Annotated in this window: 17 protein-coding genes, 1 tRNA gene and 2 pseudogenes; 12 read left to right on the top strand and 8 right to left on the bottom strand. The window is 69.1% G+C overall.

Going from position 1 to position 19,308, the window contains the following annotated elements; all coding sequences use genetic code 11:
- Positions 1-499: 499 nt before the first annotated feature.
- On the bottom strand, positions 500-1,081 hold the full coding sequence (locus BZB76_RS24595; RefSeq protein WP_121436921.1) for a TetR/AcrR family transcriptional regulator: 582 nt from the start codon (positions 1,079-1,081) through the stop codon (positions 500-502).
- Between the two features lie 138 nt (positions 1,082-1,219).
- Here BZB76_RS24595 and BZB76_RS24590 point away from each other — a divergent pair, with 138 nt between their 5' ends.
- From BZB76_RS24590 to BZB76_RS24580, 4 genes and pseudogenes are all read left to right on the top strand, one after another.
- Complete coding sequence (locus BZB76_RS24590) at positions 1,220-2,239, top strand: aldo/keto reductase (protein WP_121436739.1); 1,020 nt, start codon at positions 1,220-1,222, stop codon at positions 2,237-2,239.
- Positions 2,240-2,920: 681 nt separating this feature from the next.
- Positions 2,921-4,095, top strand: a pseudogene (locus BZB76_RS24585) (Cmx/CmrA family chloramphenicol efflux MFS transporter).
- Positions 4,092-4,229 carry a leucine zipper domain-containing protein gene (locus tag BZB76_RS34925; protein ID WP_170180731.1) on the top strand — a complete coding sequence of 46 codons (138 nt, stop codon included), beginning with the start codon at positions 4,092-4,094 and terminating at the stop codon, positions 4,227-4,229. The pseudogene BZB76_RS24585 and the gene BZB76_RS34925 overlap by 4 nt, the downstream one beginning before the upstream one ends.
- A gap of 40 nt (positions 4,230-4,269) precedes the next feature.
- Positions 4,270-4,533 (top strand): annotated as a pseudogene (locus BZB76_RS24580) (integrase core domain-containing protein); the annotation flags it as partial.
- Here BZB76_RS24580 and BZB76_RS24575 read toward each other — a convergent pair.
- From BZB76_RS24575 to BZB76_RS24545, 7 genes are all read right to left on the bottom strand, one after another.
- Positions 4,530-4,943, bottom strand: a complete 414-nt coding sequence (locus BZB76_RS24575) for an MscL family protein (RefSeq protein WP_121436738.1) — start codon at positions 4,941-4,943, stop codon at positions 4,530-4,532. The pseudogene BZB76_RS24580 and the gene BZB76_RS24575 overlap by 4 nt on opposite strands.
- A gap of 481 nt (positions 4,944-5,424) precedes the next feature.
- The gene (cpaB, locus tag BZB76_RS24570; RefSeq protein WP_246007165.1) at positions 5,425-6,027 is read right to left on the bottom strand and encodes a Flp pilus assembly protein CpaB; all 603 of its coding nucleotides are present in this window, start codon (positions 6,025-6,027) and stop codon (positions 5,425-5,427) included.
- Positions 6,024-6,848: an S-methyl-5'-thioadenosine phosphorylase gene (locus tag BZB76_RS24565; RefSeq protein ID WP_121436736.1), complete on the bottom strand. Its 825-nt coding sequence runs from the start codon at positions 6,846-6,848 to the stop codon at positions 6,024-6,026. The genes cpaB and BZB76_RS24565 overlap by 4 nt, the downstream gene beginning before the upstream one ends.
- 138 nt (positions 6,849-6,986) lie before the next feature.
- Positions 6,987-9,116 carry an MMPL family transporter gene (locus tag BZB76_RS24560; RefSeq protein WP_121436735.1) on the bottom strand — a complete coding sequence of 710 codons (2,130 nt, stop codon included), beginning with the start codon at positions 9,114-9,116 and terminating at the stop codon, positions 6,987-6,989.
- A gap of 836 nt (positions 9,117-9,952) precedes the next feature.
- Positions 9,953-10,300, bottom strand: coding sequence for an FmdB family zinc ribbon protein (locus tag BZB76_RS24555; protein ID WP_121436734.1), 348 nt, complete (start codon positions 10,298-10,300; stop codon positions 9,953-9,955).
- A 169-nt stretch (positions 10,301-10,469) separates the two neighbouring features.
- The gene (locus BZB76_RS24550; protein ID WP_121436733.1) at positions 10,470-11,954 is read right to left on the bottom strand and encodes a potassium/proton antiporter; all 1,485 of its coding nucleotides are present in this window, start codon (positions 11,952-11,954) and stop codon (positions 10,470-10,472) included.
- 624 nt (positions 11,955-12,578) lie between these two features.
- On the bottom strand, positions 12,579-13,160 hold the full coding sequence (locus tag BZB76_RS24545; protein ID WP_121436732.1) for a 5-formyltetrahydrofolate cyclo-ligase: 582 nt from the start codon (positions 13,158-13,160) through the stop codon (positions 12,579-12,581).
- Positions 13,161-13,192: 32 nt separating this feature from the next.
- On the opposite strand from BZB76_RS24545, the gene galU reads away from it, so the two are divergent.
- The 8 genes from galU (at position 13,193) to BZB76_RS24505 (ending at position 19,074) form a co-directional block, all read left to right on the top strand.
- Positions 13,193-14,110 (top strand): UTP--glucose-1-phosphate uridylyltransferase GalU, encoded by a 918-nt coding sequence (gene galU / locus BZB76_RS24540; protein ID WP_121436731.1) that lies wholly within the window; start codon positions 13,193-13,195, stop codon positions 14,108-14,110.
- Between the two features lie 63 nt (positions 14,111-14,173).
- Entirely contained in the window at positions 14,174-15,382 is a 1,209-nt protein-coding gene (glp, locus tag BZB76_RS24535) for a molybdotransferase-like divisome protein Glp (RefSeq protein ID WP_121436730.1), read from the top strand.
- A gap of 5 nt (positions 15,383-15,387) precedes the next feature.
- Positions 15,388-15,858: a cyclic pyranopterin monophosphate synthase MoaC gene (moaC, locus tag BZB76_RS24530; protein ID WP_211343182.1), complete on the top strand. Its 471-nt coding sequence runs from the start codon at positions 15,388-15,390 to the stop codon at positions 15,856-15,858.
- Complete coding sequence (locus tag BZB76_RS24525) at positions 15,855-16,346, top strand: MogA/MoaB family molybdenum cofactor biosynthesis protein (RefSeq protein WP_246007164.1); 492 nt, start codon at positions 15,855-15,857, stop codon at positions 16,344-16,346. Before moaC ends, BZB76_RS24525 begins: the two co-directional genes overlap by 4 nt.
- A 28-nt stretch (positions 16,347-16,374) precedes the next feature.
- Positions 16,375-17,490 (top strand): N-acetylglucosamine-6-phosphate deacetylase, encoded by a 1,116-nt coding sequence (gene nagA, locus BZB76_RS24520; protein ID WP_121436728.1) that lies wholly within the window; start codon positions 16,375-16,377, stop codon positions 17,488-17,490.
- A 75-nt stretch (positions 17,491-17,565) separates the two neighbouring features.
- Positions 17,566-18,195: a GNAT family N-acetyltransferase gene (locus BZB76_RS24515; RefSeq protein ID WP_246007163.1), complete on the top strand. Its 630-nt coding sequence runs from the start codon at positions 17,566-17,568 to the stop codon at positions 18,193-18,195.
- 215 nt (positions 18,196-18,410) lie between these two features.
- Positions 18,411-18,953, top strand: coding sequence for a divisome protein SepX/GlpR (gene sepX, locus BZB76_RS24510; RefSeq protein ID WP_121436727.1), 543 nt, complete (start codon positions 18,411-18,413; stop codon positions 18,951-18,953).
- A 47-nt stretch (positions 18,954-19,000) separates the two neighbouring features.
- Positions 19,001-19,074 (top strand) — tRNA-Ala (locus tag BZB76_RS24505).
- The last annotated feature ends 234 nt before the right edge of the window (positions 19,075-19,308 follow it).

The raw sequence follows: 19,308 nt of genomic DNA, 5'->3' as shown, positions 1-19,308 counted from the left end.
TTCCGGCGGTGAAGGACAGTGTCGGCTTCCCCTCTCAAATCCCGGCGCCGGGGCCTGATGGAGATGCATATGTTCGCCCGAGAACGACGGGCCCCCAGGCCGGAAACCCAGACCGGCAACCGTCCGAACAATTCCTCGCCGCCCGGCGACAGGATCGGCGATCTCGACCTCGGTGTCTACGGGTGCAAGGCGACCGTCGCCGGAGCGATCGGCAAGTCGTGGCGGGTGCGGTGCTGGTCCTCGCGCCCGGTGGTGCCCTGTCTGGCACACGACCAGCGTCACCACCGACCTGGACGCCCTACGAACCGGCCTCACCGAATTCCTCACCGGAGCCTTCAATCGGGACCGGCACAGTCGACCGGGGCGGATAGCGACTCCAAGCCGATCCGGACCCTGCGCCGCTTTCGGAAATCTGCCCAGTGCAGCCGGATAGCGGCCCGCCGTGATCGGCCACCTCGCCCACGGGCGTCCATGACCCCTTAGGCAGGGGACCGGATGTTCAGACGCGGCGCAGGCCCGCGATGACGAGTTCGACCAAGTGGCGTGCGTCGTAGCGGGGGTCGTTGTTCGCGCCGATGCAGAGGTTGCCGATGCCGCGCATCAGTTCGTAGGCGTCCATGCCAGGACGGATCTCGTCCGCATCGGCCGCCGCGTCGAGCAGTTCGGCGCAGACGGGGACGAGCCGGTCGAGAAAGTAGGCGTGCAGAGTCTCGAAGGCGGCATTGTCGGACCGTAGTGCCTCGGCGAGGCCGTGCTTGGTGACCAGGAAGTCGACGAAGAGATCGATCCACCCCGCCAGAGCCGCGTGCGGGGTCGAGCTGTTCGCCAGCAAGGTCGGTCCCGCCTCCGCGCATGCCTCGACCTGGTGACGGTACACGGCGACGATGAGGTCGGCTCGTGTCGGGAAATGCCGGTAGATGGTGCCGACGCCGACCCCGGCCTCGGCGGCGATCTCGCGCACGGGCACATCGACGCCCGCGCGGGCGAAGGCTGCGGCGGCCGCGTCCAGCAGAACCTCCTTGTTGCGCCGGGCGTCGGCCCGCTGTCGCGGGGCCTGTGACCCCCTGGCGCTATCAGCCATGGTCCCCACCTCTCTCACCCGAGGGTTGATAAGCGGAACGCTGTTCCGTATCCTGCTTCCGGAACAAGGTTCCGTTTGTTCAGAATGCCAGAACGAGCGGACAGGACCAAGCCGCGCAACACATCAAGGAGAACCGTCATGAGGTACCGCACCTTGGGCCGCACCGGAGTGCAGGTCAGCACACTCGTGCTCGGCGCGATGAACTTCGGCGCAGTGGGACGTACCACCCAGGACGAGGCCACCGCCATAGTCGACGCCGCTCTGGAAGGGGGGATCAACCTCATCGACACCGCCGACATGTACAGCCGGGGCGTGTCGGAGGAGATGGTCGGCAAGGCCATCGCCGGCCGCCGCGACGACATCGTCCTGGCCACCAAGGCGAACATGCCCATGGGCGATGATCCCAACCACCAGGGCAGTTCGCGTCGCTGGCTCATCACCGGACTCGACAACAGCCTGCGCCGTCTCGGCGTCGACCACGTCGACCTCTACCAGATCCACCGGTGGGACCCGACGACCAGCGACGAGGAGACGCTGTCGGCCTTGACCGACCTTCAGCGCGCGGGCAAGATCCGCTACTTCGGCTCCTCGACCTTCCCGGCCTACCGCATCGTGCAGGCCCAGTGGGCCGCCCGGGCGAACCACCTGAGCCGCTACGTCACCGAACAGCCCAGCTACTCGATCCTGCAGCGCGGAATCGAGGCCGATGTGCTTCCCGTCACCGAGGAGTACGGGCTCGGCGTGCTGGTCTGGAGCCCCCTTGCGTCAGGTTGGCTGTCCGGCGCCGTCCGCGCGGGCAGGGAGGTCACCACACACCGCTCAACCATGATGCCGGACCGCTTCGACCCCGCCCTGCCACACAACCAGGCCAGGTTCGACGCCGTCGAGCAGCTGGCCGAGGTCGTCGACGAGGCCGGTCTCACAATGATCCAGCTCGCACTCGGTTTCGTCACCGCACACCCGGCCGTGACCAGCGCGATCATCGGCCCCCGTACCGTGGAACACCTCCACTCCGCGCTCGCCGCCGCGGATACCGTCCTGCCCGACGACGTACTGGACGCCATTGACGCCATCGTCGCTCCAGGCGTCGACCTCGCCGCCCACGAGAAGCACGACACCCCACCCGCCCTACTCGACAAGGCCCTCCGCCGCCGCTGACCCTCCACACCAAGACCCGAACAAACCGCAAGCCACCTCGGACCAACTCAACGATCACACCGTCTAGGCCCCGGCAAATGCTTGAAACAACCGCCCCGCCAGCCACCACCGGTGGAGCAACCGAATCCCTTTCACGGCGCTGGCGGGTCGTCACCGTGCAGCATCTCCACCAGCACGAACATGGCGTCGACGAGAATGCCGACATCCAGACCGCCGACCGCGAACGGCGACACGATCAGCTACCTCACCCGTGCGAGCACTGGCGGCATTGGATCGAGGAATGCTCGCCGTGCATCGGTCGGGTCGAACGGAGTCTTCGCCGCTGGGACGGCTGTGAGATCCCCTCAGGGGTCTTTGGTCGGTGACCCCTGTGACTGGGGACCTCCCTTCGCTCATCCCGGTTGGGACATGCCCTGGTTGTTGCGGGACATGACGTTGGTGGCGCAGGCCACGCCGGTGAAACCGAGGTGCCTCGATGGGCACTGGTCGGGTAGCGTGCGGGCCATGTCGAGTCCCGAGTCGGACAAGGTGGGGGCTTTCGGTCACGCCGTCAGCCCCTGAACCACTGAGCTCGTAGCCCCTGCCGTCGCGCCGCTTCTGTGGTGGGACGAGTGCGCCCTTGGGGCTGGCCGCGGTGACGAGATGACCTTCTCGTGCTTCTCCTCACCTCGGAGCCACTCGATGCCTTACCCGCTGTACCTGCTTGCCATGGCGGTCTTCGCCATGGGCACCTCGGAGTTCATGCTCGCCGGCCTCTTGCCGGACATCGCCTCGGATCTCGACATCACAGTCGGGACAGCGGGCCTGCTCACCCCGGCCTTCGCGATCGGCATGATCGTCGGTGCTCCTCTTGTGGCCGCGCTTGCCCGCGACTGGCCCAGTCGCTCCAGCCTTCTGGGGTTCATTCTCACTTTCGCGGCAGCTCACGCCGTGGGCGCCAACACCACGAGCTTCCCGGTCCTGTTCGCTACCCGGGTCGTCGCCGCGCTCGCGAACGCAGGGTTCCTTGCCGTCGCTCTGACGGCTGCCGCAACGCTGGTCGCGCCCGACAAGAAGGGACGTGCGCTGGCCGTGCTGCTGTCGGGCACGACGCTGGCCACGATCGCCGGTGTCCCTGGCGGGTCGGTACTCGGCACGTTGCTCGGCTGGCGGGCCACGTTCTGGGCTGTCGCCGCCCTCTGCCTGCCCGCAGCTCTCGGCATCCTGAAGGGGATCCCAGCGGGACGTGTGAAGGAAGCGGCGACCGGCGGGCCAACCTTGCGAACGGAGCTCGCCCAGCTCAAAAGTCCCCGATTGGTGCTGGTCATGCTGCTCGGGGCGCTGGTGAACTCGGCAACCTTCGCAAGCTTCACCTTCCTCGCCCCCGTTGTGACCGACACCGCCGGGCTGGGCGAGCTGTGGATCTCTGTCGCCCTGGTGCTCTTCGGTGCCGTTCCTTCGTCGGCGTCACCGTCGCCGGACGGCTGTCCGACCGGCGCCCTGCCCTAGTCCTCGAGGTCGGTGGTCCGCTACTGCTCGTCGGCTGGCCGGCCTTGGCCATGCTGGCTGACGAGCCGGTAGCGCTGCTCGCCCTCGTGTTCGTTCAAGGCGCGCTGTCGTTCGCGCTGGGCAGCACGCTGATCACGCGGGTCCTCTACGAGGCGGCTGGAGCCCCCACCATGGCCGGCTCGTATGCGACCGCGGCACTCAACGTGGGCGCCGCCGTCGGACCACTCGTCGCCGCGACCACCCTCAGCGCGGCCGGGGACCTCGGGCCGCTGTGGGCCAGCGGGCTCCTGGTCGCTGTCGCGCTGCTCATCGCGTTCCCCCTCCGCACTGTGATCGCGACCGGCCGACCCGCCGAGGTGCTCCAGTGACGCATGCGAACGCCTCCTTGAACATCGAGGGACGCGGAAGGCTTATGAAGCGCCGCCGCAGCCGCCCCATCGCGCACGTGGCCGCCGAGACCGGCGTCTCCCGCGCCTGCCTGCCCGAGTGGAAGAGCCGGTAGCGCCGCGGCCCTCGTGCGCTCCCTGACCTCGCGGGCCTCTCAGCACAAGCGGACCAAGCCCTACACACCCTGGCACAACGGCAAGGTTGGACGACGCTACCAGCGCATCCTCGCCGAGGAACTCCTCTACGCCCGCCAGTGGACCTCGGAACGGGCCGAACACACTGAAGGAGAGCGAGCCCGGACGATCGCGGTCTGGAACATCCACTACAACTACGACCGGCCTCAGACCGCCACCGATAACCGTTCTTCAGCCTCACGCCTCCGCACGAGCGCTACCAACGTCATGGCCAGCAACACCTAGTAGGTGGGTTCGGCGGTGGGGGTTATTTCGGCGGTGCAGTAGCGGCAGCGGGTGGCCTTGATCGGGATTTCGCTGAGGCAGTGCGGGCAGTCGCGTTCGGTGGCCTGCTTGCCGCGGTCCATGCGCTCGATGAGTTTGGTCGTTGGCAGCACCACCAGGAAGTACACGATCGCGGCCGTGATGGTGAAGGCGATGGCCGAGGTCAGAAAGATTCCGTACGGGAACTGTGTGCCGCTGATCGTGACGGACAGGCGGGTGTAGTCGGGCTTGCCACCGATCAGTGCGATCAGCGGCGTGATGAAGGAGTTGGCGAAGTCCTTCACGAGGCCTGCGAACGCGGCTCCGATGACGAACGCGACCGCGAGATCGACGAGGTTTCCGCGGAAGAGGAACTTCTTGAATCCGCTCATGCCGGGGCTCCAGGGGGTCGGGAATGCGAGAGAGCGCAAGAACGGCTACGGATCGTAATGAAGTCCCGTGGGGTTCGCCAAGTCGGAGGAGGGCTCGACAGGGCGCATGACGTGGGAACTTAAGCCCTGTTGGCCGACGATCGTCAGTTCCGGACGGGGACCGCGCGGCTGGCGTCCGGAGTCCGGTGGGTCTCTGCCGGAGCTGTGGGCTTTCGGGTGGTTGGTGGATGGGGCGTCGGTGTCTTGTGGGTGCTGGTGTTGGGCTTGGCCGGTGGGGGCGGTCGGTGGTGACTAGGGCGGGATGGGGGCGTGGTTGGTGTGTTGGGAGTGTGGGTTCCTGTCGGAGTTGTGGCTTTCGGGTGGTTGGTGGGTGGGGCATCGGTGTTCTTGTGTGGGTGCTGGTTTGGGCTTGGTCGTTAGGGAGGTGGTTTCTGTTGGGCTGTGGCTTGTGCGTGGTGGTGGGTGGGGTTCTTGGGTGCTGTTAGTGGGAGCGGTTGGTGATTGTTAGGGAGAGGGGGGTGGTGGTTCCTGCCAGGGCTGCGGCCTGTGCGCGGTCGGTGGCCAGGACCGCCAGGGCTCCCTCGTGGGTGCCGTTCTCGTGTGGGGACGGAACGGCGAGTACCGGGACCGCGGAGACCACGATTCGGGCCTGCCCCTGGAAGGGGGCCGGGTCCCGTGGGGCGGTCAGGACGTCGATGTGGTCGCCCGGGCGGACGAGGCGGACGGCGTCGGCGTCCGCGATACGGACGGGGGTGGCGACCGTGCCGGGGGCGTGGCCGCGTAGGAGGGCGGCGCCGACGACGCGGGCGTCGGTGAGGGGCTCGCCCTTGCGCATGGGGGCCGCGAGGATGCGGCCCGTCCCGCCGGAGCGTAAGGCGCCGGAGGGGACGGACGGGGGAGGGAGTTGCACGGGTCGCAGGTCGGACGGGGTGAGGGTCGTCCCGGCGGGGAGGTCGCGGGCGGCGGCGAGGACGCGGACGGACGGTGGTGCGGCGGGGCGCAGCGCCAGTAGGGCGAGCCCGGTGGCGACCGCGGCGAACAGGGCCGCCAGGGGACGCCGCAGGCGGGTCGACCGGACGTTCACGGAAGCTCCAGGGGCAGCTTGATGCCGTCCAGGACGTTCGGGCACGGGCATGGGCGGTCGGTGGGCAGGGCCTGGACGATGTCGGCGACGAGGGCGCGGAGGCGGCCGATGTTCTCGCCGAAGACGCGGAGCACCTCTTCCATCGTGACGCCGTCGCCCTCCTCGATGCCCGCGTCGAGGTCGGTGACGAGGCACAGCGGGGTGTAGCAGAGCGCCAGTTCGCGGGCGAGGACGGCCTCCGGGTGGCCGGTCATCCCGATCAGCGTCCAGCCCTGGGCGGCGAACCACTGGGATTCGGCTCGGGTGGAGAAACGCGGCCCTTCGATGACGACGAGGGTCCCGCGGTCGACGGGTTCCCAGCCGGAGGCGCGGGCGGCCGTCACGGCGGTGCGGCGGCCCGTCGGACAGTACGGGTCGGAGAACGAGACGTGGACCGCGCCGTCGTCGTAGAAGGTCTGCTCCCGTCCGGACGTGCGGTCGGCGAGCTGGTCGGGGATGGCGAGTGTGCCGGGACCGTGGTCGTGGGTCAGGGAGCCGACGGCGCTCGGGGCAAGTACCTGCCGGACGCCGAGGGAACGCAGCGCCCACAGGTTGGCCCGGTACGGGATCTTGTGGGGCGGGAACCGGTGGTCGCGGCCGTGCCGGGGGACGAACGCGACACGGCGGCCCGCCAGTTCGCCGACCGCGATCGTGTCGCTCGGCGGACCGTACGGGGTCTCGACCCGTACCTCCTCGATGTCGTCGAGGAACGAGTAGAAGCCGGAGCCGCCGATGACCGCGATCTCGGCGACGGGTTGGGAACCGGAAGGCTGAGTGGGCATGGCGCCGACACTAGCCACCCCGGGTCGGCGTCCGTCAGCCGTCCGCCGATTGTGGATAACTCACCGAGAAGGGGCCCGGCGGCGTGGCCGGGCCCCTTCCCTTCCCCGTCCCGGCCGAAGCCGGGGGACTGTGCGGCGTCAGCCGACCGGGTCAAGCACCTTGGCCTGGTCCTCGGACGGTTCCTCCTTGGCGAGACGGCCCGGCGCCCAGATCCGCCGACCGATGTCGTATGACAGGGCCGGAAGCAGGAGGGACCGGACGATGATGGTGTCGAGCAGGACACCGAACGCGACCGCGAAGCCCATCTCGACCATGAACACCAGCGGCAGCGTGATCATGGAGGCGAACGTCGCCGCCAGGACCAGACCCGCCGAGGTGATCACACCGCCGGTGACGGTGAGCCCGCGCTGGATGCCGCGGCGCGTGCCGAGGATCTGCGACTCCTCCCGGACGCGATGCATCAGGAAGATGTTGTAGTCGACCCCGAGCGCGACCAGGAAGATGAACGCCAGCAGCGGGAACCCGGAGTCGACGCCCTCGAACCCGAAGCCGTAGTCGAAGATCAGCGCGCAGGCGCCGAGCGAGGCGAGGAACGACAGCACGACGGTGCCCATCATCAGCAGCGGCGCGACGACGGCGCGCAGCAGCGCGATGAGGATCAGGAACACCACGCCCAGCACGATCGGGATGATCACCTTGTTGTCGCGGGTGGCCGCCCGCTTGATGTCGAGGGCCGTGGCGGTCATGCCGCCGACCTTCGCGTCCGCGGACGGCACCTTGTGCACATTGGCGCGCAGCCCGTCGATGGTGGTGCGCGCGGCCTCACTGTCGGCCGAGCTCTTCAGCACCGCCTCGTACTTGACCAGCCCGTTCGCGGTGGCGGGCGGGCCGACCTCGGCGACACCGGGTGTGCCGCGGACCGCCTCGGCGATCTGGCCGGACGCCGACGCCTTGCCGATGACGACGGCCGGTGCGCCCGATCCGGCGGCGAAGTGCCGGGAGACGACCTCCGAGCCCTTGATCGAGTCGGGGCTTCCGGTGAACTGCCCGGCGTCGGACAGCACGTCGGCCTTGAGCGAGCCCAGACCGAAGGTGAGGACGATCAGGCCGAGCATGGTGACGGCCCACAGCATCCGCGGACGCTTCCCGACCAGACCGGCGACGCGGCTCCAGATGCCGTGTTCGGCCTCGTACGCCTCCGGCTCCAGGTACTTGGCGTCGTACCGGGGGATCAGCGGCCAGAACAGCCAGCGGCCGAAGATGATGAGCAGGGCGGGCAGCAGCGTGGTCATCGCGGCGAGTGCGGTGACGATGCCCGCCGCGGCGACGGGACCCATGCCCGCGGTGGAGTTCAGCTCGGCGAGCATCAGGCACAGCAGACCGACGGCGACGGTGGCGGCCGACGCGATGAGCGCCGGTCCGGCCCGGTGCAGCGCGAAGGCCATGGCCTCGTGCCTGTCCTCGTGCCGGTGCAGTTCCTCCCGGTAGCGGGCGACGAGCAGCAACGCGTAGTCGGTGGCCACACCGAACACAAGGACCGTCAAGATACCGGCGCTCTGTCCGTTGACGGTGAGGTCCCCGTACTTGGCGAGCAGGTACACCAACGACTGGGCGAGCCCCAGGGCGAACAGGGCGCTCAGTACGGGCACGATCCACAGGACGGGACTGCGGTAGATGAGCAGCAGCAGGACGATGACGACGCTGCCCGCTGCCATGAGCAGGAAGCCGTCGATGGTCTCGAACACCTTGAACTGGTCGGCGGCCATGCCGCCGGGGCCGGTGACGTGCGTGGTCAGTCCGGGCGGGCCGCGCTTGGCGTGTTCACGCGCGTCCTCGACCGCCTCGATCGGGTCCTCGTCGGTGAGGGGGACCAGCGTCTGAAGGGCCTTGCCGTCCTGGGACGGGAACGGTCCCTGCGCCTTCTGCGCGCCGGGCAGCTTCTCGAACACGGCGACGTCCGAGGCGGCCTTCGCGCGGTCTTGGGGGGTGATTCCGCCGGACCGCTCGTAGACCACGACCGCGACCATGATCTCGTCCTTGCGGAACTGCTTCTCAAGCTCGACGACCTGCGTCGACTCGGCCCCGCCGGGTAGCCAGGACGCGGCGTCGTTCTTCTCGACATCGCCGAGTTTGCCGGCCAGCGGACCGAGGGCGACCAGCAGGACAACCCACAGGGCCAGGACCGCCCACTTGGTGCGCCGACCAGCGATCACCGCGGCCAGGCGGTGGCCCCGAGATCTGGGTGGAGCCGGGCTCTGTTCGCTCATGTTCCTCTCCTGTGCATCCTGGCGATCAAGATATATCGCGTTGGCCCACAGTGTCTCGATCGCCGAGACATGTCAAGTAGTATCGCGAAATTTCCCACGCCGATGTGGCATTGCTTCTCTAGAAGAGAGTCTCTCTACTATCGAGAGTGTTGTCAACTGGAACGGTGCGTCCCAGCCATCCCCGTCCTCTCAATGGTCTCCAACGGGTCTGACACTCTGCCTCCGGCGAGAGATGGGAAACGGGCTACTCCCTTGGGGGCAAGGGGTGTCCGCGCCTATACCCCTTGAGATGTAGTGGCCGCTGTGACCTGCGCCACGGTCGTCCGAAATTACCTTTTTAGGACGTTGTGACCCGCGCCAGAGCAGGCGAAACGGACGGCTGGGGGTCCACGTCCTGCGCGCATGGTGTGGCAGAAGCGGGGCGCGCTGGTGGGGTGGTAGTGCTGGAGCGACGGATGGTTTCAGTTGCGGCAATGCGGAGAGGGGGCGGCGCGTGCGGCGGGGGCGTGTCTCAATGAGCCGTCGGGAGCGCTCGCCTGCGCAGCCAGGCCATCAGCGAGGTCGCCTCACTTCACAAGGTGTCGCCGTACGTTCCACTTCCGGTCGCCCGTTGGACGATGGCCGCCTGTTCCCGAAGCCTGCTTAGGCGCTACAGAGTTGCCGGTCGTGGGAGTTCTGCCGAAACAGCGCCGCGTCCCCGGTCACCGACGAGTTTCACGCGTTGGCTGGTCGTAGAAGCTTCCCGGGGCGTGGGCGGGCAATGGCTGAAGCCGGAGGCTGCCCGGTCGGACTCTGGTCCGGTGGGCCGCCTCCGGTTGCCGGAGGTTCCTTGAAGGTCAGGCGACCTTTTCGGAGGAAGACGAGGAGGACGTGCCCGAGGACGACGACGAGTCGCCACCGGACGAGGAAGAGGAGGACGAAGACGACGAGGAGGCGTGCGACTTGGACGACCCGTTCCCCGAGGACGAACCGTTGGACGAGGCCCCCACCGTCGAGGACTTGCCCGAGCCGCGGCTGTCGGTGCGGTAGAACCCGGAGCCCTTGAAAATGATCCCGGCCGCCGAGAAGACCTTGCGGAGCTTGCCGTCGCACGCCGGGCATTCGGTCAGCGCGTCGTCGCTGAACTTCTGCACGACCTCGAGAGGCTCGCCGCACTCGGTGCAAACGTACTGATACGTCGGCACGGTTCCTCCTCGCTGACTCAGCCCGGCCGCCCGGGCTGGCACTCACTCTTGACGACTGCTAATGGTACCGATGGTTGGAACAGTATTCGCCCCCCGGTCTCTTCCCTGGCCGGTCGTAGACATGTCGTCCAAGGAACAGCCTGGGGGGAGATGACGTCGAAAACATGGTTCAGGTGCCCGTCTCGCCGAACCAACCCGCCAGCCGTCCCTTTCGGCTGACGGCGCGGAGGCGGCGCTCGGCGGCGTCCCGTACGGCGGTGGTCGTCACGACCAGCAGGGTGTCGCCGGCCTGCAGGGGCGTGGTGGGTTCTGGGACGAAACTCGACCCGTTCCGTACGACCAGGGTGACGGACGCGCCCGGCGGCAACCGCAACTCGAATATCTCGACACCGCTCAGCATGGAGTCCGCCGGTATCCGGACCTCCAGCAGGTCTGCGTGCAGTTCCTCCAGGGGAGCGGCTTCCACGTCCAGCTCCCGGGTCTGCTCGTCACTCTTCAACCGGCAGAGACGGGCCGCCAAGGGCAGAGTGGGTCCCTGGAGGAGGGTGAACACCACGACGATGTTGAAGACGATCGCGAACAGCCGGTCGGAGCCTTCGACGTGTTCCACCATCGGGATCGTGGCGAGGACGATCGGAACGGCGCCACGCAACCCCGCCCACGAGGCGAACATCTTCTCGCCCCATGAGAACTTGAATCCGATCGTCGACAGCCACACCGACAGGGGACGGGCGATCAGCAGCAACACGAACCCGATCACAAGCGCGGGCACGATCTGGCCGGGCAGTTCGCTGGGCGAGGCCAGCAGGCCCAGCATCACGAAGAGTCCGATCTGGGCGAGCCAGCCGACGCCTTCGGCGAAACCGCGTGTGGCGGGACGGTGCGGGAGCCGCGCGTTGCCGAGGACGACGGCGCTGACGTACACGGCGAGAAAGCCGCTGGCGTGCAGGAGGGTCGCCGCGCCGTAGGACCCGATCGACAAGGACAGCACCGCGATCGGGTAGAGGCCGGACGCGGGCAGCGCGATGCGGCGCAGACCCTGGGCGCCGAGCCAGCCGATGGCGACGCCGAGGATGCCGCCCGCGACCAGTTCGTACACCATCACGCCGAGGAGTTCGGCGATGTTGGGCGCGCTCGCGTGCGCGCTGAGCGTCACCACAATGATCACGACGGGGGCGTCGTTGAAGCCGGACTCGGCCTCCAACAGCCCGCTCAGCCGGGACGGCAACGGCAGCCGCCGTAGCACGGAGAACACGGCGGCGGCGTCGGTCGGGGCGAGGACGGCGGCGAGCAGGAACGCGGCCTGCCATTCCAGTCCGACCAGCCACATGGCGGCGAGCGCGACCACGACGATGCTGATCAGTGTGCCGATCGTGGACACACTGAGCGCGGCGGGAACCGCCGGGCGGACGTGCCGCCAACTGGTGGTGACACCGCCCTCCGCCAGGATCAGGACGAGTGCGGCCAGGCCGAGCGTCTCGGCGAGTTCGACATTGTCGAAGTTGATGTGGAGGGGGCCGGACTCGCCGATGAACAGGCCGAGGCCCATGTACGCCAGGAGGGTGGGGAGCCCAGCCTTGTGCGACAGTCGGACCGCAACGATGGCACAGAGTACGAGCGCGGACCCGAGGAGTAGCCAGATGTCGAGATGCACATCCCGCCCTTCGGGTCGACGAAGTTGATCGTTTAGGAATCCTACAGATTCGGTGGCCGATCGCATACCTGTGGTTCAGTGACGGCCGCCGTACGCGCTCTTCAACGCCGTCTGACCTGCGCATTTACCCTGTTGAGCATGTTTTGCACGTCATGTCCCATAACGTCGACGGTGACGTTGTCGCTCACCCTTGCCGGAAGTTGCACCTGTGACGGGACGGACCGCCGCGACCGCGCCAGGGGGACACTCCACCAAGGGCGCCGCGAGGGGCACCCGCCACGGTCCGCCCCCGGGCACGCCACATCCCGGCGTCGCGGAGACGAACAACCCAAACGACGTGCGCCTCGGTCCTGCAAGAAGGCCCTACCGCCCCAGACTCAGAGCGACGCACTGACCTTGAGCTTGATCGCCTGCCTCAGTTCGACGGCTCACCCGACCTTGGCCGCTTCCCCGGAGACTGACGGCTCTCTGAGCCTGGTTGCTCACCTGGGCATGGCTCCTCATCCGACTCGCTGTGTTTGCCGGCGCTTGACGGCTCCCTGAGCTTGGCTGCTCACCTGAGGTTGAGGGCCCACCTAAGACCGACCACCCACAGAAGCTGACCGCTGAACTGAGCCTGACGGCTCACCCGAGCCGTACGAAGCCCCCGGCCGGTGTCACGACGGCGCGGACTCGCTGGTCATGGGGTTCGGAGGGCAGCGCCGGGAGGAGTTCCGTCTCGTACAGCGGTGCCACGGTCAGGATCGCCGGTCCGACACGTGCGAGCGCGCGGTCGAAGGATCCGCCGCCGCGTCCGAGGCGCATGCCGGTCTGGTCGACCGCGACCGCCGGGGTGAGGACGACGTCCGCGCTGGCCACCGCGTCCGGTCCGCGGGGCGGTTCGGACGGCTCCAGACACCCGCGTGGCCCAGGGACGAGCGAGTCGGGCCCCTCGTACGACGCCCAGTCGAGATCACCGTCCGGCAACAGCTTGGGGAGCAGCACGTACGCGCCGCGTTTCCACAGCGCGAACAGCAGACCGCGCGTGTCCGGTTCCGTCCCGATCGAGACGTATGCCGCGATGGTTCCGGCCATCTCCACCTCCGGGACCGTCAGCAACGCGTCCCGGATGGACCGTCCGGCCGCGGCGCGGGCTTCGGGCGGCATGGCCGCGCGTCGTGCGAGCAGGTCGGCCCGTAGTCGAGCCTTCGAAGCGATGTCGTGCACGTGCTGTCCTCACGGATGGCTAGGGTCTGTCTATGGCCCACTCTGCACCTGTGCTCAAGGCCGTCGTCCCGGCGGCCGGTCTCGGTACCCGATTCTTGCCCGCCACCAAGGCGACGCCCAAGGAAATGCTGCCCATCGTCGACAAACCGGCGATCCAGTATGTCGTCGAGGAGGCGGTCGACGCCGGGCTCAGCGACGTCCTGATGGTCACCGGACGGAGCAAGCGGTCCATCGAGGACCACTTCGACCGGGCGTACGAGCTGGAGGAGGCCCTGCGCGCCAAGGGCGACCAGGAGCGGCTCGAGGCGGTCCACGAGTCCAGCGACCTGGCGATCATGCACTATGTGCGGCAGGGGGAGCCGCGCGGGCTCGGACACGCGGTGCACTGCGCCCGCCAGCACGTCGGGGACGAGCCGTTCGCGGTGCTGCTCGGCGACGACATGATCGACTCCCGTGACAAGCTGCTGCACCGCATGATCGAGGTGCGGCGGCGGCTCGGCGGCAGCGTGGTCGCGCTGATGGAGGTCGAGCCCGACCACGTCTCGGCGTACGGGTGCGCGGCCATCGAGGCGACCGACGAGGACGACGTCGTCCGGATCTCCGACCTGGTCGAGAAGCCCTCCGTCGAGGAGGCACCGAGCAACTGGATCATCATCGGCCGGTACGTCTGCGACCCGGCGGTGTTCGACGTCCTGGAGAAGACCCCGCCTGGGCGCGGCGGCGAGATCCAGCTGACGGACGCGTTGCGCACCCTCGCCGACATGCCCGCCGAGCAGGGCGGGGGCGTCTACGGCGTCAAGTTCCGCGGGCGCCGCTACGACACCGGCAACAAGCTGGAGTACCTCTGCACGGTCGTCCAGTTCGCCGCGGAACGTCCCGACCTGGCGCCGGAGTTCCTGCCGTGGCTGCGCGAGTTCGTCAACGAACACGGCAAGGCGGGCGACGCCTGACCTCGTGTGACACCGTGAGCATGAGCACACCGTGAGCGGAGGACACCGTGGGCATGGGACGGCATGAGAACGGTTGACGAGCACCTGGCGGACATCCTCGGCAGCGTCGCGGTCCTGCCGCCGCTCGACCTGGCGCTGCTTGAGGCACAGGGCGCGGTTCTGGCGGAGCCGGTGTCCGCGCCGGTTCCGCTGCCGCCGTTCGACAACTCCGCCATGGACGGTTACGCCGTCGTCGCCGCCGACATCGCGGCGGCCACCGAGGCGGATCCGGTCGCGCTGCCCGTCGTCGGGGACATCGCCGCGGGCGACACCGGCGTGTCGGCGATCCGGCCCGGTCTGACCGCCCGCATCATGACGGGCGCGCCGCTGCCGGTGGGCGCCGACGCGGTCATCCCGGTGGAGTGGACGGACGGCGGCAACGCCACGGTCCTGATCTCGCGGTCCGCGCCGCCCGGCCATTACATCCGGCGGGCGGGCGAGGACGTCTCCGCCGGTCAGATCGTCGTGCCCGCGGGCACACGGCTCGCCGCCCCGCAGCTCGGAATGATCGCCGCGGTGGGACGGTCGAGGGTCACGGTCCGTCCGCGTCCGCGTGTCGTGGTCGTCGCCACGGGGGACGAACTGCGCGAGCCGGGCGAACCGCTCGCCCCCGGCCAGATCTGGGAGTCCAACGCCTACATGCTCACCGCCGCCGTCGTCGAGGCCGGGGGAGTGGGCTACCGGCAGGCCACCGTGGAGGATGAGCCCGGCCGGGTAATGGAGATGCTCGAAGACCAGCTCGCCCGCGCCGACGCCATCGTCACCACCGGCGGCGTGTCCATGGGCACCCGGGACGTGGTCAAGGAAGTGCTGTCCGGAACGGGGACGGTGGGTTTCCACAAGGTGCGGATGCGTCCCGGCAAGCCCCAAGGGTTCGGCCTCCTGGAAGGCACACCCGTGTTCACCCTCCCTGGGAACCCGGTCAGTGCCTACGTCTCGTTCCAGGTCTTCGTCCGTCCCGCACTGCGCGCCATGCAGGGGCTGCCGCCCGAACCACTGCCGAAGGTGCGCGCCGTCCTGGCCGAGGACGTGAAGTCACCGTCGGGGCTCCGCCATTACCTGCGCGGCGAACTGTCCTTCAGCGACGGCTCGTACACGGTCACGGCGGCCGGAACGCAGGGTTCTCACCAGCTCGGCTCGCTCGCGTCGGCGAACGCGCTCATCGAGGTGCCCGAGGACGTCGAAACCGTCCCCGCCGGTTCCCACGTGGAGGTCATGAGGTTGCCGTCATGAGTGCCATGGGCTCCGAATTCACCCACCTGGACGACTCGGGCGCGGCCCGCATGGTCGACGTGTCGGCGAAGGACGTCACGTCCCGTACGGCGACGGCGACGGGGTTCGTTCGTCTGTCGAGCGCCTGCGTCGCCCTACTGCGCGCCGGGGACGTTCCCAAGGGGGACGCCCTGTCCGTCGCCCGCATAGCCGGGATCATGGGGGCGAAACGCGTCCCGGACCTGGTCCCGCTGTGCCACCCGATCGCGCTGCACGGCGTGACCGTCGACCTGGAGGTCCGGGACGACGGCGTCGCGATCACGGCCGTCACCCGCACCGCCGACCGGACGGGCGTGGAGATGGAGGCGCTGACCTCCGTCTCCGTCACGGCCCTCGCGCTGGTCGACATGGTCAAGGCCATCGACCCCGCCGCCGTGATCACCGATGTGCGGGTCGAGGAGAAGACCGGCGGCAAGACCGGAACGTGGCGGCGATGAGCAAGACGATGATCAAAGCGATGGCGGTGACCGTGTCGAACCGGGCCGCGGCGGGCGTCTACGCGGACAAGTCGGGGCCGGTCCTCGCCGCCCTGCTGGAGGACCTCGGCTGCCAGGTGGACGGCCCGATCATCGTCCCCGACGGCGAATCGGTCGCCGACGCACTGCGGGACGCGGTCGCCTCCGGCTACGACGTGGTCGTGACGACCGGCGGAACCGGCCTCACCCCCACCGACCGGACCCCCGAAATGACACGCCAAGTGATCGAACGGGAGATTCCGGGCATTGCCGAGGCGATCCGGCTGGAGGGACACGCCGTGGTGCCCACCGCGATCCTCTCCCGGGGCGTCGCGGGCGTCGCGGGCCGCACGTTGATCGTCAACCTGCCCGGCTCGACCGGCGGCGTCCGTGACGGCATGGCGGTCCTCGGCCGCGTCCTCGTCCACGCCGTCGACCAGATCAACGGCGGCGACCACCCCCGCGCCTAGGCGCCCCCACCGCCGAAGGAGATCATCGATGACCGTCCTGACCGACGCCCGGATCGTCCTGCCGGACGGCGTCCACCACGGCGATCTGCACATCGCGGACGGCAAGATCACCACATCCGCCACGGCCTCCGGCGAAACGATCGACCTCGGCGGCCGGTATGTCGTCCCCGGTTTCGTCGACATGCACGTCCATGGCGGCGGAGGCGCCTCCTACCAGCTCGGACGCCCCGACGAGGCGCGGCGCGCGGCGGCGTTCCACCTCGCGCACGGCACCACGACCACGATCGCGAGCCTCGTCTCCGGCGACCCGGACGAACTCGGCGCCGCCGTCGCCGGTCTCGCGGAACTCGCGGACGACAACGTGATCGCGGGCGTCCACCTGGAGGGCCCCTACCTCGCGCACGACCGCCGTGGCGCGCACGACCCCGCGCTGCTGCGGACCCCCGACCTCGACGAGTTCCGCCGCCTCCGCCGCCTCGCCCGCGGCCACCTCCGCATGATCACCCTGGCACCGGAACTCCCGGGCGCGCTCGACCTGATCAAGGAGGCCGCCGACACCGGCGTGATCGCCGCCGTCGGCCACACCGACGCCCCCGGCGCCGTGGCACGGGCCGCGTTCGACGCGGGAGCACGCGTCGCGACGCACCTGTTCAACGCGATGCGGCCGCTGCACCACCGGGAGGGCGGCCCGGTGGCCGCCGCCCTGAACGACCCGCGCGTCACCATCGAACTGATCAACGACGGCGTCCATGTGGAACCCGCCGTGGCCCGGATGGCGTTCACCACCGCCGGAGCGTCCCGCGTCGCGCTGATCACCGACGCGATGGCGGCGACCGGAATGCCCGACGGCGACTACCGCCTCGGCGTGATGGACGTGGAGGTCCGCGACGGCAGCGCGGTCCTCGCCGGCGGGACGTCCCTCGCCGGCAGCGTCATCACGATGGCGGACGCGTTCCGCCAAACGGTCGTCAACCTCGGCGTGCCCGTCCACGAAGCCGCCGAGGCCGCGTCCCGCGCCCCCGCCCGCGCCCTCGGCCTGGACACGCGGATCGGGTCCCTGGAACCCGGCAAGGACGCCGATCTCGTCGTCCTGGACGACGACTTCCGCGTCGACTGGGTGATGAGACGCGGGCATCGAGTGTGAACGAACGTCCCGCGTGCCCGATTTCTCGGGAACAATTGATGGCGTCCAGACGTCCGACCAGGGAATCATGGAAGCGTGGAACGCTTGCGGGGATGGCCTGTCACCCTGACCGAGGGCTCCGTCGGGCTACGCCCGCTGCGGCATCGCGACGCCGCCACCTGGCGTGAACTGCGCGTACGCAACGCCGACTGGCTCCGCCCCTGGGAGCCCACCAACCCGGAGACGCCGCTCTTCCGCAGCGGCCTCGGCCCGTACCTGAGCATGGTCCACACCATGCGCCGCGAGGCCCGCCAAGGCCTCGCCCTTCCCTGGGTCGTCACCTACGACGACCAGTTCGCCGGGCAGCTCACCATCGGCGCGATCGTCTGGGGCTCGGCCCGCTCCGCCCAGATCGGCTACTGGATCGACAGGCAGGTCGCCGGCCGCGGAGTCATTCCCACCGCGGTCGCCCTCGCCGTCGACCACTGTTTCTTCACCGTCGGACTCCATCGCCTGGAGGCGAATATCCGCCCCGAGAACACCGCGAGCCGCCGGGTCGTCGAAAAACTCGGATTCCGCGAGGAGGGAATTCGCCGCCGCCACCTGCACATCGACGGCGCTTGGCGCGACCACATCTGCTACGCCCTGACCGTCGAGGACGTCCCCGGCGGCCTGCGCACCCGCTGGCTCGCCGAGCGCAAACAGGCATTTCCCCGACGCACTTGAGTCGGCCGTGACTTTCTCTCCGTAAGATTCCTGCGTTCGAGAAGCCCGAGCAAACGGAGAGTAACGGCGAGATCGATCTCGCGACACACCGCCCCTTATGCTCGTCAACCTCTGACAGCCCCTCGTACCGTGCGGGACGTGGCCCTGCTCCCATTGCACGTTCGCGCGCCGAAAGTCGGCCCGCCGGCGGAGCGTGCCCCGGGACGGTGGAGCCGATGAGCAGCGCGGTCCTGTACCTCGCCATCGTCGCCGTGTGGGCCATCGTCCTCGTACCCATGTGGCTGCGCCGCGACACTGAAACGACCGGAATCACCCGACTCCTCCACAAGCGTTCCGAGGAGCCCCTCGTCGAGGACGACGAAGCCGACGAGGCCCCCGAGGTGATCCCGGAACCGCCTCCCCGCCGCCGCACGACCCGCGCCACCGTCATCGCCCGCCGCCGCCGCCGCACCACCGGCCTCACGGCCCTCACCATCACCGCCGTGACCGTCGCCACGTCCGGCCTAGCCCCCTGGTGGATCACCGTGCCCCCGGTCGTCCTCCTGGCCGGCCACCTGGCCCTGCTCCGCGTCGCCGTCGGCATGGACACCGCCCGCCGCCAGGCCGCCGCCGCGGCGGCCGCACGCGCCCGCGCCCTAGAGGCCCGCCGCGCCGCCGAACCCACCGAAACCAACGAACCCGCCGAAGTCATCGAACTGGTCCCCGCCGACGACGTCTTCGACCAGTACGCCGACGACCGCCGCGCCGTCGGCGAATAACCCGTGCACGACCACCCCCTCAAGTTTGCTAACCTTACGGAGTCCTCGGGGCTGTAGCGCAGTCCGGTAGCGCACCTCGTTCGCATCGAGGGGGTCAGGGGTTCAAATCCCCTCAGCTCCACTCCGGACCTGGGACCAGCATGGTCAGCGACGTTGTCGCTTTCCCGCTGGTCCTTCGTCATGTTTACCCGGGGGGCGACCCCCGGACCCCCGATGTGGGGGGCTTTGCCCCCCACGCCCCCCTTGTGGGGGCTTCGCCCCCTACATCCCCCTTGGGGGCTTCGCCCCCTTGCCCCCTTGGGGGCTTCGGCCCCCTGTGGTCCGTGCGGGGGGGCTTTGAGTGGCCGTACAGCAG

The sequence above is a fragment of the Actinomadura pelletieri DSM 43383 genome, assembly GCF_003634705.1.
Classification (GTDB): domain Bacteria; phylum Actinomycetota; class Actinomycetes; order Streptosporangiales; family Streptosporangiaceae; genus Spirillospora; species Spirillospora pelletieri.
This window is presented reverse-complemented; position numbering and strand designations above follow the sequence as displayed.

Bases quoted from the DNA above. Each gene is read 5' to 3' on its own strand.
- galU (WP_121436731.1), top strand. From the start codon at position 13,193: ATGGCCCACTCTGCACCTGTGCTCAAGGCCGTCGTCCCGGCGGCCGGT.
- BZB76_RS24590 (WP_121436739.1), top strand. From the start codon at position 1,220: ATGAGGTACCGCACCTTGGGCCGCACCGGAGTGCAGGTCAGCACACTC.
- glp (WP_121436730.1), top strand. From the start codon at position 14,174: ATGAGAACGGTTGACGAGCACCTGGCGGACATCCTCGGCAGCGTCGCG.
- BZB76_RS24565 (WP_121436736.1), bottom strand. From the start codon at position 6,848: ATGCCCACTCAGCCTTCCGGTTCCCAACCCGTCGCCGAGATCGCGGTC.
- BZB76_RS24525 (WP_246007164.1), top strand. From the start codon at position 15,855: ATGAGCAAGACGATGATCAAAGCGATGGCGGTGACCGTGTCGAACCGG.
- BZB76_RS24595 (WP_121436921.1), bottom strand. From the start codon at position 1,081: ATGGCTGATAGCGCCAGGGGGTCACAGGCCCCGCGACAGCGGGCCGAC.
- BZB76_RS24575 (WP_121436738.1), bottom strand. From the start codon at position 4,943: ATGAGCGGATTCAAGAAGTTCCTCTTCCGCGGAAACCTCGTCGATCTC.
- moaC (WP_211343182.1), top strand. From the start codon at position 15,388: ATGGGCTCCGAATTCACCCACCTGGACGACTCGGGCGCGGCCCGCATG.
- BZB76_RS24560 (WP_121436735.1), bottom strand. From the start codon at position 9,116: ATGAGCGAACAGAGCCCGGCTCCACCCAGATCTCGGGGCCACCGCCTG.
- sepX (WP_121436727.1), top strand. From the start codon at position 18,411: ATGAGCAGCGCGGTCCTGTACCTCGCCATCGTCGCCGTGTGGGCCATC.
- nagA (WP_121436728.1), top strand. From the start codon at position 16,375: ATGACCGTCCTGACCGACGCCCGGATCGTCCTGCCGGACGGCGTCCAC.